This window comes from Nostoc sp. C057, from assembly GCF_013393925.1.
Lineage (GTDB): Bacteria > Cyanobacteriota > Cyanobacteriia > Cyanobacteriales > Nostocaceae > Nostoc > Nostoc muscorum_A.
The window spans coordinates 223,897-236,365 of sequence record NZ_CP040281.1 but is presented as its reverse complement, the minus strand read 5'-3'; the positions used below and the strand labels follow the sequence as shown (position 1 = coordinate 236,365).

Genomic DNA, 12,469 nt, shown 5'->3' with positions numbered 1-12,469 from the left:
GGTTTGTTGGCGTGAGCAACGGTAGCCATGTCAGTGAAGCTGCGTAGGCATAGCCCATCATAAACATCACTGTTACTCAGACATACAAGTTAGCTCGATATTTACAGTTTGTGTTGGCGTAATTGCTCTACTATATAATCTTCTAGTTCTTGTTTTTCTCTATTACTGGCATTTCGTTGATAGGTTCTTCCTGTTTCTTGAATAAACTTACGTTTCTCGCTTGGAGAAGATTTGAGTTTACCTCCAGTTCCTTGCAGCTTTTGCTGTAATTCTTCCCAAGTCTTTTCGCCCACACTTTCACCTAGTTTGACAAGTACCTTTGGTAGTAATGTTTTTGCCTCTCTTTGAAAATCTTCTTCTGTCTCAAGGGAAGCTAAATCTATATTGCTGAAGTCGATATCGATTTGAAACTTACTCATAGAATTGTATTTGTTCTTTTAACGATTATTACCACAATGAGGAAAAGATAAGTTTGATTTTGCTATCAATCGTAGATAGGATACGAAGATAGCATGATTGAGCAGCTAGTAGATGGTAGGGATCGGTTAACTTTGCACTGACAAGTATCGCCAATGCTTTGCGCGTGGGCGTTTGCCTGCTTGAACCTATGAAATGTATCCGTATCCCGGCTGTACCCCATATACTGTAATATCTGGTTAAAAAAAATCATTAATTCCTCTTTGAATGGCAGCCTCAAGTTGTTCTTCTTTCTTTAGTTGCCACAAGCCGCGCTATTAAATGATTTTGGTCGCCATTAACGCGCAAGAAAAGTGCGCGTTAATGGTTTTGATCCTTAGTAGCAGGCTCACTAGATCCACCAGTCCCACATCATACTTTTGGTTTAGTCTTCTCTAACTTCAGTTAGAGGGTTAAGTCTTAGAACTCATCATAATGATGCGTATACAGCACTTACGGCAGCTATGAGGTACATCCCCAAATCTGAAAGCTTTGATAGGAGAGGGCAAGGAGAAAAACTGTATTGCATAATAGCCGGAAGCGCTGTATCAAACAATATTTATGAAAGGAAAAAACCATTATGGTATCAACAGCTATCCAAACTCAAAGTTCCGATATCCAGGCTTTCTCGGAGAATGGAACTGGCATTTCATTAGACCAACGCGCTGGGATTATTGATTCTTTAGATGCAGATCGTGCTAGCAATACTTGGCATAAGGTGACATTTGATGTACCTTTTACTAGCAATAAGAAAGTAGTAGTTATACCCATGACCCAAACCTATAATGGGCCTGACACACCTGGTTTAAGAATCAAAAATGTAATTTCTTCGGGTTTTGAGATCCGCATTGACGAAGTTGTTGGTATTGGCAATCTAAGTGATGGCTCTCATACCACTGAGCAAGTCGGCTGGGTTGCTTATGGATTTTCCAATCTACCTACCCCAGGAAAATACTACTACCTTGTTGTTAAACACACTCAAAAAGTTTTAAATGTGATAGGTGGTAGTAAGGAGAATAATATCCAGCTTATTCAGTATGACAAATCAGATAGTGATAACTCTAAATGGCTGTTGGAAGATGCGGGCGATGGCTCTTACTACCTTGTCGCTAAACATAGCGGCAAAGTTGCCAATATAGCAGGTGGTGGTAGTGTTGATGGAGCCAATGCTATTCAGTATGACAAAGGAAATAACGATAACTCTAAATGGCTATTGGAAGATGCGGGTGACGGCTACTTCTACATCATCGGCAAACAAAGTGGTAAGGTTCTACAAGTAAATGGTGGCAACAAGGAGAATAATGCAAAAGTTGATCAATGGACAAAACAAAACCTTGATCACCTCAAATGGAAATTTGTGGCTGTGTAGTTACGCTTTTTACTCTTCTTGTTTTAAATAACAACTGATCTTCTCTTCGACCGACTTCTTCAAAACTGGGGGTCGGTTTTGCAATGATTATCCAGATTGAATCCAATCCAGTCTAGCTTTTTCCTAAATCAACGAATTTCTTTATTCCGCTCCAAGAGTCTTGTCTATATCTGTATACTTAATTTTGCCTAATTGTGATCGCTCTGGCTGTGACCTCGCAATAAAGCTGGGCTGTTGTGGGTTTTAAAATAGTTGCTATTAGGAGAGCGATTTTTTTCGGGGGAGATGGGCAAGAATTAATCAAGGGGTTTAAACATTAACCCTCTTTTGTCACTCTCGCCAAAGTATAATTAAGTGCGATCGCAAAAACTAGCACAGAGAGTATGGTTGAGCCTCGCCCAGCTGCGCCCACAGTAAAATTTGTGGACGAATACTGCCAGTTGTATCAAAACCTATGACAGAAGTTAGGAGCTTTGAAGCTTTTAAGTACCTACACATGGGATGTGTTTCTGATATAAAACGTAAAACTCTACCGGAAATAGCGAAAATTGTAGGGCTAGATAATCATCAGGCATTACACCATTTTTTAACAGAATCACCCTGGGACGTACAAGAATTAAGGAGGCAAAGGTTAGAATTAATATTGTATATACTTCAAGGTCGCCCAATAATACTAATTATTGATGAGACAGGGGATAAGAAAAAAGGAAATACGACTGATTAAGTGAAACGACAGTACATTGGAAATTTAGGTAAAACAGATAATGGTATTGTGGCGGTTACAGCATACGCAGTTTTATCTGGAATGACGTTTCCTCTAATATTTGAAGTATCTAAACCAAGGGAAAGACTACAACCAGGAGAAAAATATTTAACTAAACCTGAAATTGCCGGAGCAATGATTAGAAAATTGCAGTCAATGGGGTTTAGATTCAATCTTGTCCTGGCGGATAGCTTATATGGTGAAAGTGGTAAAAACTTTTTAAGCGTATTAAATGAATTAGAGCTTAATTTTATTGTAGCGATTCGCTCAAACCATAGAGCCTGGGGAATTACAGACTCGGAACTCAAATATTCAAACTGGCAAAGATTCCGGCGTGTTTTTTCAGATTTAAGTTCAGAAAATAGATATATTAGAGAGATAATATGTGGCAAAAAATCCGAAGTCAGGTATTGGCAAATAACAACGGATATTGAAGTTCTTCCAAAAAACACGACTTGGTATGTCATGAGTAAATATCCAGACATTACTCCAAGAGACGTGGGCAATTTTTATGGTTTAAGAACTTGGGTAGAATATGGTTTAAAACAAAGTAAAAATGAATTAGGATGGGCAGATTTTCGCCTAACTCATTATCCACAAATAGAGAAATGGTGGGAAATTGTTTTTAGTGCCTATCTGTTGGTTAGTCAACATTGAGAACAACTGCTAAAATTACCACCACAATCTGAATCTATATTTTCATCACATCCTTGGTGGAATCAAGGCAATGGTTGGAATAATATTCTGAATAACCTCCATTTGATACTTCAGCCATTTACACTATTTAACTTAATTAAACCTTGGTTAGCGGTCTTTACAGTTCCTAAGCTATCTGAGGGATTTTTTCAGCTTCAAATGATTGTTAATAATCTGACTTGCTCAATTTTTCAAAACTTCAATATACCTTATTTCTATTTTTCCTCTGCCTAGAGTGACAAAAGAGGGTTAAACAGTTTTTTTAGCTCTATTCGGCTATAGCGTTTACTAAGCAACTGAGGTACACCCAAATCTTGGTTAGTAAGGTTAGTAGCTTTGAAAACGTACCTCACCAGATCGGTAAGCGCTATATTACCATCAAAAATCACGATTTCTAGGTCATCCACAAGGTCTTTTATCAGTTGCAATGCTCTAAACACGTTTCCATGCCACAAATACCACTTAATTCGTTCTAGCCCTTTGGGGATGTCAGTATCTAGTTCGGTATCTTTTTTGCTAAGTCCTTTTGCAGTCTGATTCATCACTGTTAGCCGCATGGTGATATGAAACCAATCCAGGATATATTCTGCGTTGGGATTGAGATAAAGCTGTAGTTCGCGTATCTTCTCATCACCGTCTGAGAGGAAAGTTACTTGTTGATTCATCTGCATCCCTTGAGAAGTCAAGACCTCAAAGATCCGACGCTGGGGTTTGGTATCGTAAGAATAAACTCCCCCAAATCGCTTAGATGTACCATCTGCTTTTATACTCTTCCCAACGATAACTTCAAAATTACCTTTGGAAAGTGATTTTTTGTCGTAGGAACGAACATATCCACCATCCATTCCCAATACCAAAGGTAAATCAGGTCGGGGCAATTCCTCCCAATCTCTGGGACAGCCTTCAATATATCCTCCTTTTTCTTCCCCCAACTCGTCTTCTAAGCGTTGACCAATTGTGTATAAGTTATTCCGTATCGCTGTAGTGTTTATTTCACCTTCTATTAGTAATACTTCCTGTAATAGTTTCACAGATAGTCCGTAAGACATCAAAGACCCATACTTGGACTCCAGATACAATAGTTCTCTTGAAGTGCGTTCTGGTAATAAGTTTGCCACTGGGTTAAAGCTACGAATTGGTTGCTCCTGGCAGGGGCAGTGAAATAGTCGAGGGCATTGGAGATGTAATTTGCCAAACAACGTGCGGTATACAATTGTACGCTTGTCTTTATGCAACAGTTTCTTGCTACAGTGCAAACATGATTCCTGTTGAAGAGAGTATTCTGCTATCTGTTGTTCGACTAGGCTGCGTTGGAGACTTTGTAATAATGTTTTGGGCTGCTGACATTTTACGTAGTACGATCGCTCAAACTTGGGACGAAATTGGTAAACTAGCTGCCATCATTGCGCTACGAACAATTCTGAATTTCTTTTTGGCAAAAGAAATTGAACAAGCAAAGAATAAAAAGAACGATATCAAGGATGAATCTTTTTAATTTCTCAGTATGGGCAGTAATTATCCAGTTTTTAGGTTCTTTAGCGATCGCTGCTTATGTCTTCGCTGCCATCCTTTCTCTAATTTTCAGGTGTAATGTCTATCAGGCAAGAATTATAGTAGCAGAAGGGGTGGTCACAAGTTTAAACTTTATGGTTGCAGCAACTCTGCTAAAGACAATTAATCTGCGAACTTGGAGGCAAATTATAGTCTTTAGCTTAATCCTATTAATCCGCATCTTTCTTAAGAAGTTATTTGTGTGGGAGAAAATGCAAATTTTGACAATAAAATCTCGCGTTTAATGAGTCAAAAAAGTTTTTACTAATAATTTAAGACTGCCAGATCAGAAAGATTTTACATATAGTTAATGCCTGCATAACTAGGTTAGCAATATTAAAAATGCTATCTTAAAGGCAAAGGTCATTTGCTCAATTTTTGAGGAAAAAACTATGACTACAACGTTCAAAGAGTCTAGTTCTATCGAGTCATTGCTAGGTAAAGAGGCTGAAGACCTGCTTACCTACAAAGCAAAGGTTTCTCAGGATTTACTACACTTGCCGGGGCCAGACTTTGTAGATCGAATCTGGATCAACAGCGATCGCAATCCTCAAGTATTGCGTAATCTCCAGCTACTTTATTCTACTGGTCGTCTGGCAAACACAGGTTATCTATCGATTTTACCTGTAGACCAAGGGATTGAACATTCTGCGGGTGCGTCTTTTGCGCCCAATCCAATTTACTTTGACCCAGAAAATATTGTTAAATTAGCGATCGCCGCAGGTTGCAATGCTGTTGCTACCACTTTGGGAACATTAGGTATAGTTTCGCGCAAGTATGCCCACAAAATTCCTTTTATTGCCAAAATCAATCACAACGAATTGCTGACTTTCCCCAATCAATTTGATCAGGTATTGTTTGCTGATGTGGAACAAGCTTGGAATCTAGGGGCGGCGGCGGTAGGTGCGACAATCTACTTTGGTTCAGACCAGTCTACCAGACAGATTCAGGAAATCAGCAAAGCTTTTAAACGCGCCCATGAATTAGGAATGGCGACTATTCTCTGGTGCTATCTGCGGAATAACGCCTTTAAACAAGATAAGGATTATCACCTTGCGGCTGACCTCACCGGACAGGCGAATCATTTGGGTGTAACGATTGAAGCTGATATCATCAAACAAAAGTTACCCGAAAATAACAATGGTTACGGTGCAGTTGCCAAAGCCAGCGGTAAGAGTTACGGCAAAACCGATGAGCGCGTTTACACAGAATTGACAACCGATCACCCAATTGATTTAACTCGTTACCAAGTACTAAATTGTTACTCTGGGCGTGTGGGGTTGATTAATTCTGGTGGCGCGACTGGTAAAAATGACTTCGCCGAAGCAATTCGCACCGCCGTAATCAACAAACGCGCTGGTGGTTCGGGATTAATTTCTGGGCGAAAGACTTTCCAACGTCCCTTTGAGGAAGGTGTGAAGTTATTTCATACCATTCAAGATGTTTACTTATCGCCAGATGTGACGATCGCTTAGGGATTAGGAAAGGGAGTAGGGTACAGGTTACAGGTTACAGATTATTCACTGTCACCTGTCACCTGTCACCTAATCCCCCATTGCTATCTAACATTTCTCACTAAGAAATCTGGTTGACCACAACTTTTTCGCGATCGCTTCAAAATTTCGGCGCTACAAATACCAGGTTCACCGTTTTTGGAATAACAAAAGAAGACTTCTTGTAAAAACCTCCCCGAACCAGAACAGAAAGGTGCTACACCATCAGCAGTAATTCGATTATTCGCACTCACAAATGAATTTTTAAAATTTGTAATTGTGGTACGCACTGGTTTATTAGGGCGATTATAAGCTGTGGGAATAGCGATCGCATCTTTTAAGTTTTTACTCAATGCCAAGTATTCCGCAGGAGTTTTCCCCGAACAAGTACCATGTTTTTCCCATTCATGATCGTAAAGTTTATTACTAGGATACAAATTGGGAAACCGTTGCTTTACTTCCGACGGTAGTTTTTGCGTGGAACAATTAGCAGGATAACCAGTTTGGTACTGTGGCCACAAACCATGTAATACAAAACCAAGTTTCCTTCCAGAACCGCACTGCTGCGGGTCACGGGTACCATTTTTTGCACAATAATCCGGCGACCAGGAGAGTGTCAGTACATAAAAATCAAATTTCCCTGGAGTACCGCGATTTTGAGCAATGGCAGCATTAGGTATAAAAATACCAGTAATTAGCAGAGAAGATGCAATTAAAAGTTTCTTAATCTGCATAAAAATAGTTAGTTTGCACTAAAAACAAAGTTATATACGATACATTCTTAAGAGTCAATAATCAAGGTTTAGAAATTCTTTCCCAATGCCCAAAGCCTAATTTCCCATTCCCCATTGCCTAACGAATTCAGAAAAAGCAAATCTCGGTAATGATTCTGGGATATCCTTAGATAAGTGAAAGATTTGCCAAAAAATAGTAAGAATGAAGCTGGCAGCAAGAGTAAGTCAGGTAACACCTTCATTGACCTTAGCGATCGCAGCCAAGGCTAAGGCACTGAAGGCAGAAGGAATAGATGTTTGTAGTTTTAGCGCTGGAGAACCAGATTTTGATACCCCAGCGCATATTAAAGCCGCAGCAGTTAAAGCTTTGGATGAAGGCAAAACCAAGTATGGTGCAGCAGCCGGAGAACCAAAGTTAAGGGAAGCGATCGCCCATAAGCTCAAAAATGATAACGGTCTTGATTACAAGTCGGAGAATGTCATCGTCACTAATGGCGGTAAGCATTCTCTGTACAACTTGATGGTGGCGCTAATCGATCCAGGTGATGAGGTAATTATCCCTGCACCCTACTGGCTAAGTTATCCCGAAATGGTGACTTTAGTCGGTGGAGTTCCGGTAATTGTACCCACAGATGCCACGACGGGTTATAAAATTACTCCCGAACAACTCCGTAAAGCAATCACCCCCAAGACAAAGTTATTTATCCTCAACTCTCCATCTAATCCCACAGGGATGGTTTACACGCCAGACGAAATCAAAGCACTGGCGCAGGTAGTAGTTGATGCAGATATCTTTGTCGTCTCTGATGAGATTTACGAAAAGATTCTCTACGACGGTGCAGAACATATCAGCATCGGTTCTCTTGGGAAGGAAATTTTTGACCGCACTTTGATCAGTAATGGGTTTGCGAAAGCTTATTCTATGACTGGTTGGAGACTCGGCTATTTAGCGGGGCCGGTGGAAATTATTAAAGCAGCAAGTACCATCCAAGGGCATAGTACATCTAACGTGTGTACCTTTGCTCAATATGGTGCGATCGCAGCGCTACAAAGTTCTCAAGATTGCGTCGAAGAAATGCGCCAAGCCTTCGCTAAACGCCGACAGGTAATGCTAGACAGACTCAACGCCATTCCCGGATTGAGTACCGCAAAACCAGATGGCGCGTTTTATCTGTTCCCTGATATCAGCAAAACCGGTCTAAAATCCCTAGAATTTTGTGACGCTTTGTTGGAAAAACATCAAGTTGCAGTCATTCCTGGAATTGCTTTTGGCGCTGATGACAACATTCGCCTTTCATACGCTACAGATATGGCAACCATTGAAAAGGGAATGGATAGGTTAGAGAAATTTGTCAAGTCACGTATTTAGTTGTCATTTGTCATTTGTGAGGAGAACTTATTAACTCTTCAATTTCTTACTCCACCTTTTCAAATCAGAACTGGTGGAGTTTCTTTTCAAGCCTCAAATTAGTTCCCAAAATACTTTTACTTAGAACTTATCAAACGCGGACAGGACTTGATGAGTACAACTCCTCCAACCAAGGCAAAAATTGATCCTAAACCAGTTAACATAACAGGTAAAAACCATAAACTTAGCCAAGATTTTATCATGGCAGAATTTGGCTTTTCAGGACTGTATAATATTTCTACCTGCTGACCTTTAGCAAATTCTGGTGGATTGCTGCCTGAATTTGATTCAAAAACCGTTGTTTCCCCAGAACGAGCAGTAAATTTTATTACTGGATAGTAGGCATAAGAAGAACGACCTTTTTTATCAGTTGATGAACGTTGCACCAAATCAATTATTGTCCCTTGTGCTGGTATTGCTGAGGTAACAAAGGAACGAGTATTCAATGCAATCATAATGCCCGTAACGGCAATTATGCTACCAACACCGCCGAATATTGAACCAAATATACGAAAGAACTTTGTATCTTCATTCATAAAATATTGAAAGGTTTAGTATAATTAAAAGTTTAGATTGAAAATTTTAGGTTGATATTTTCTAGATTAGATAACAATCGGGGAGAAGTAGGGGAGGCAAATCTTAAGGTTATCATGCCACAGTGACAATAAAATTTGATAACAGAGGTGAAGTGAAGTCATCTGTTACAAATAATGTTGACACTAATTTTAGAACAGCTTTTTCTCAGCGATTTTCCCCATACTCCCTGCCCCCTCACCTCTACATCAACCCCATCTCTTGCAACCCCTGGCGTAGTCTCTTCGCCTCTTCGGGATTATATCTTTCATGAAGGGCGATCGCTTTTCTAAAAGCTGTTAAACTCTCTTGATGATTGCCAACTTTGAGCAACACTACCCCTAAATTTTGATACGCTTCGGCATAGTTGGGATTTAAGGTGATTGCATGTTGATAATATACGATCGCATCTGTAAATAAACCCAAAGCCTTAAATGTCATCGCCAAATTATAATGTCCAAAAACAAAATTAGGGTCAATTTTCAAAGTTGTGGCGTAAGCTGTTTTCGCACCATTGAAATCTCCTGCTGCTTTGAGTAAGTTACCCAAGTTGTTGTATGCTCCTAATTTGAGCATGGGATAAATTGGCAATTTGATAGCAGCTTTATAGTGAGAAATCGCCTGTGGGGATTTTTGCAAGCGACTGTAAGCAATGCCTAAATGATAGTGGAGTTCATATAAAATATCGTAATTTTCTTCAGCAACGCTGATTCCATGTCTGAGCAACTCCATACCTTGGGTAATTTTCCCCGTTTCCACATACAATGCCCCTAATTTACTGCAAACATAAGGATCATCGGGATGAGTAGCAAGAAACCCTTCCATCGCCGTAGCTGCTTTGGCATATTTGTTATTTTGAGCGATCGCACTTTTTTGATATCCTGTGTGTACAAGTGCAACCCCAGGTAAATAACCTATTTGCCAATGAGGTTCTTTAGTTACAATTGCTGACACGCTATCATCCACTAAGGCATGGTAAGGACGGTCAAAACGAATATCTGGATGATTGCGGAATAGCCTGGAAACCAAAGAATAGGGAGATTGTTCAGCGCCTACTTCCTGGCGAACAAGGTTAATGAGCAGGTATTCATCTCTGGCGATCGCCTCTCGCAACTGCGGTACAATTGCTGGAGTCAAAGTTTCATCAGCATCTAAGACCAAAACCCAATCACCAGTAACATATTTTAAAGCTGCATTACGGGCAGCACTGAAGTCATTACACCATTTAAAATGATGAACTTTTGCACCGAGTTGTTGGGCAATATTGGGAGTGCGATCGATTGAGCCTGTATCCAAAACTACCATTTCATCCACCAGTTTTCTGACACTGTTCAGGCATTTAGGCAGTGTTGCGGCTTCGTTTTTCACAATCATGCACAGACTCAAACTCATAAGTTAAAAATTGGGAATTGGGAATTGGGAATTGGGAATTGGGAATGGAGAATTGGGAATGGAGAATTGGGAATTGGGAATTGCCAAGAGGAGAAGGGAACAATGGGAAAGGCTTGTTGCAAGATTCTCACTCAAATCACCTTGTCCCCTGTTTCCCCTCATCTTCCCCATTACCCATTACCCATTCCCTACTTAGATTTTGTGCAAAAATCAAGATTAACAAAATCAGTGAGTGATTCAATCCGGGAGAAAGGGTGAATTTAATGCAGGGTCAAAGACCTTGCGCCCCTACTTGTCCATCAGCACAATGTGATTCACCGGGATATCAAGTCGGCTAATATTCCACGGAGAGCATCAGATAACAAGATAGTACTAATTGACTTTGGGGCTGTCAAACAAATTAGTACTCAGATGCCTAATTCTCAAGGACAAACAACTTTTACCGTAGCCATTGGTACTCATGGTTATATGCCAAGTGAACAAGCTAATCGCACTCTACAATTGAGCAGCGATATCTATGCAGTGGGAATTATTGGTATTCAAGCCTTGACAAATGGATTCACGAGTATAAAAGACTCGTTAACGGAGTTCTGAGATGGATTCACGAGGAGCGAAAAAATACTAATCAACTACTGAAGGGGCAGGTATAACAGGAAAGTTCCGTTCAATTTATGCGATCGCACTTTGATATATAAACTTTGAAATCAGCGTATTTTTCTCTAATGAAAGAAAAGTTATAAAAGAACACCCCTATTCTTGTCGATGAATAGATTGCCGCTTGAGACGCTTATGAGCGTACATTAATTCGTCAGACCTGGCAATTAGTTGTTCTAGTGACATATTACTTCCTGGTGAGTAACGCTCTATTCCCATACTCATCGAAAGTTCATAGCTCCGGTTTTGCTCTTGATTAAAGTTGGCAATATTTACTTGCAGATACGCTTGGATGCTATCAGCATCTTTGAAGTAGCTGGAGATGAAAACAATGAACTCATCTCCACCCAAGCGAGCAACAATATCCGAGTTCCGAAAACTTTGCTTGAGTAATTGACCAGCATCAACAATCAAGGCATCCCCCATATCATGACCAAGGGTGTCGTTAATCTGTTTTAGCCCATCTAAATCAATGAAAATCACCCAGCACAACAATCTCATGCGGTGAGCAATTTTCAACTCTTGTTCAGCCATCACGAAGAAGCCACGTCGGTTATGCAAACCTGTTAGATCGTCGGTCAGCGATAACTGCCTTCCTTCTATCTCTGATTGTTTACGGTTGCGAATTTCCTGAATGAGTTCCATCTGAGCGATCGCTTGCCGAGTTAAGCGGCGTAGTGCATCCAACTGCTGGTAACTTAGCTGACGAGGAACGGTGTCCATCACACACAACGTCCCTATTGGAAAACCATTAGGCGTAACTAGTGGCACACCAGCGTAAAAACGAATTTTAGAATTACTTTTAACTAGAGGATTGTTTGCAAAGCGAGCGTCCTTAATGGCGTTGGGAACTACTAATATATTCTCTGGTTGCAGAATAGCATGGGAGCAAAAAGCCGACTCTCTGGGTGTTTCTCTAACTTTTAGTCCAATGTTAGATTTAAACCATTGGCGATCAGCATCCACTAAGCTGATTAAAGCAATTGGAGTCTTACAAACGTAAGCAGCAATAGCTGTTAGGTCATCAAATGCTTGTTCAGGTAGAGTATCCAGAATATTGTAGTCTGTTAATGCTTTGAGCCTTTCTGCTTCATTTTTATATAGAGGAGCAACTGGTGTTTTCACAGATGAGTGTCCGAGCCTTAGCCAGGAAAGTCTGATACGCTGGAATTTTTGCAACAACCGCAGGGCTAACTCTCCAGCAACCAGGCTGCGTGATATAAATATCTCTGCAACGAAAATCAACATTCGATTGAATATACAGAAATATTGTATTGCATGATGTTCTTCATGCCTTTGGTTTGCTCTGTTGTTCATATCACCCTAACTTTCACTGTGCAAATCCCCTGAGCATCTATATGCTTACAAGGTCTTGTGCCC

At 40.3% G+C, this 12,469-nt stretch carries 11 protein-coding genes and 2 pseudogenes; 7 read left to right on the top strand and 6 right to left on the bottom strand.

What is annotated here, in order from left to right:
* Positions 1 to 101 precede the first annotated feature (101 nt).
* Positions 102 to 419 (bottom strand): hypothetical protein, encoded by a 318-nt coding sequence (locus FD724_RS00905; RefSeq protein WP_179071275.1) that lies wholly within the window; start codon positions 417 to 419, stop codon positions 102 to 104.
* A gap of 617 nt (positions 420 to 1,036) precedes the next feature.
* Here FD724_RS00905 and FD724_RS00900 point away from each other — a divergent pair.
* Positions 1,037 to 1,825, top strand: coding sequence for an RICIN domain-containing protein (locus tag FD724_RS00900; RefSeq protein ID WP_179071274.1), 789 nt, complete (start codon positions 1,037 to 1,039; stop codon positions 1,823 to 1,825).
* 383 nt (positions 1,826 to 2,208) lie between these two features.
* A pseudogene (locus FD724_RS00895) lies at positions 2,209 to 3,518 on the top strand (IS701 family transposase).
* Positions 3,519 to 3,655: 137 nt separating this feature from the next.
* On the opposite strand, the pseudogene FD724_RS00890 reads toward FD724_RS00895, so the two are convergent.
* Positions 3,656 to 4,624 (bottom strand): annotated as a pseudogene (locus FD724_RS00890) (ISKra4 family transposase); the annotation flags it as partial.
* Between FD724_RS00890 and FD724_RS00885 the strand changes: the two are divergent.
* The 3 genes from FD724_RS00885 to FD724_RS00875 all read left to right on the top strand — a co-directional run bounded on the left by FD724_RS00885 (position 4,543) and on the right by FD724_RS00875 (position 6,310).
* Positions 4,543 to 4,779: a DUF1622 domain-containing protein gene (locus FD724_RS00885; RefSeq protein WP_179071273.1), complete on the top strand. Its 237-nt coding sequence runs from the start codon at positions 4,543 to 4,545 to the stop codon at positions 4,777 to 4,779. The pseudogene FD724_RS00890 and the gene FD724_RS00885 sit on opposite strands and share 82 nt — an antisense overlap.
* Positions 4,766 to 5,080 carry a DUF1622 domain-containing protein gene (locus FD724_RS00880; RefSeq protein ID WP_179071272.1) on the top strand — a complete coding sequence of 105 codons (315 nt, stop codon included), beginning with the start codon at positions 4,766 to 4,768 and terminating at the stop codon, positions 5,078 to 5,080. The genes FD724_RS00885 and FD724_RS00880 overlap by 14 nt, the downstream gene beginning before the upstream one ends.
* A gap of 147 nt (positions 5,081 to 5,227) precedes the next feature.
* Positions 5,228 to 6,310, top strand: a complete 1,083-nt coding sequence (locus FD724_RS00875) for a class I fructose-bisphosphate aldolase (RefSeq protein WP_179071271.1) — start codon at positions 5,228 to 5,230, stop codon at positions 6,308 to 6,310.
* Between the two features lie 83 nt (positions 6,311 to 6,393).
* Here the strand turns inward: FD724_RS00875 and FD724_RS00870 are convergent, their stop codons facing one another.
* Positions 6,394 to 7,062: a ribonuclease gene (locus FD724_RS00870; protein ID WP_179071270.1), complete on the bottom strand. Its 669-nt coding sequence runs from the start codon at positions 7,060 to 7,062 to the stop codon at positions 6,394 to 6,396.
* A 202-nt stretch (positions 7,063 to 7,264) separates the two neighbouring features.
* Here FD724_RS00870 and FD724_RS00865 point away from each other — a divergent pair, with 202 nt between their 5' ends.
* Positions 7,265 to 8,431, top strand: coding sequence for a pyridoxal phosphate-dependent aminotransferase (locus FD724_RS00865; protein WP_114080160.1), 1,167 nt, complete (start codon positions 7,265 to 7,267; stop codon positions 8,429 to 8,431).
* A gap of 116 nt (positions 8,432 to 8,547) precedes the next feature.
* Here the strand turns inward: FD724_RS00865 and FD724_RS00860 are convergent, their stop codons facing one another.
* On the bottom strand, positions 8,548 to 9,006 hold the full coding sequence (locus tag FD724_RS00860; RefSeq protein ID WP_179071269.1) for a DUF3592 domain-containing protein: 459 nt from the start codon (positions 9,004 to 9,006) through the stop codon (positions 8,548 to 8,550).
* A gap of 241 nt (positions 9,007 to 9,247) precedes the next feature.
* A complete protein-coding gene (locus FD724_RS00855; RefSeq protein WP_256874416.1) occupies positions 9,248 to 10,417 on the bottom strand; it encodes a tetratricopeptide repeat protein in 1,170 nt (389 codons plus the stop codon).
* A 327-nt stretch (positions 10,418 to 10,744) separates the two neighbouring features.
* On the opposite strand from FD724_RS00855, the gene FD724_RS00850 reads away from it, so the two are divergent.
* Entirely contained in the window at positions 10,745 to 11,029 is a 285-nt protein-coding gene (locus tag FD724_RS00850) for a hypothetical protein (protein WP_179071267.1), read from the top strand.
* 156 nt (positions 11,030 to 11,185) lie between these two features.
* Here FD724_RS00850 and FD724_RS00845 read toward each other — a convergent pair whose 3' ends face one another.
* Positions 11,186 to 12,406 carry a sensor domain-containing diguanylate cyclase gene (locus FD724_RS00845; protein WP_179071266.1) on the bottom strand — a complete coding sequence of 407 codons (1,221 nt, stop codon included), beginning with the start codon at positions 12,404 to 12,406 and terminating at the stop codon, positions 11,186 to 11,188.
* Positions 12,407 to 12,469 lie beyond the last annotated feature (63 nt).